This window comes from Brevundimonas sp. CURTG3B2_SDJG, assembly GCF_057364705.1.
Genome location: NZ_JBNFOJ010000605.1, coordinates 1 through 508, shown reverse-complemented (window position 1 = coordinate 508; position 508 = coordinate 1). Strand labels below are relative to the sequence as shown.

Annotated in this window: 1 pseudogene; it reads left to right on the top strand. The window is 74.6% G+C overall.

Going from position 1 to position 508, the window contains the following annotated elements:
• Nucleotides 1-508, top strand: a pseudogene (locus AC2W7C_RS18910) (tipN); the annotation flags it as partial.

Sequence of the window (508 nt, the reverse complement as noted above, 5' to 3'; positions counted from 1 at the left end):
CGCCCGGCGAGGCCCAGGACGCCGCCCGCGTCGCCGCCGACGACCTGGCCCGCCAGACGCTGCGCCTCGAGAACGCCGGAACCGGCGTGGCCGAACAGATCCAGTCGGTCGAGGAAGGCCTCAGCCAGCAGCGCGCGGCCCTGGTCACCGCCGCCTACGCGCTCAGGACCGACCAGGAGGACTTCTCGGCCCAGGTGGAGAGCCAGAGGGCGCAGCTGACCGAACAGCTGTCCGCGACCCGCTCGGCCGCCGGAGAGCTGGGCGAGACCTCGACCCGCACCACCGAGGCGGTCAAGGACCTGGTCGAGGCCGCCGGCGATCAGTTCAAGGCCCTGGTCGAGATGTCCCAGCGCGAGGCCGACGGCTTCGATGCGGCCACCAAGCTGGCGCTGGACAAGTTCGAGGCCCTGGCCGCCGAGGCCCGCGACGCCCTGGTCGAAGAGACCCGGCGGGCGCTGGCGGCGCTGCAGGCGACCGCCGACGACTCCCGCCTGGCCGCCGCCGAGGC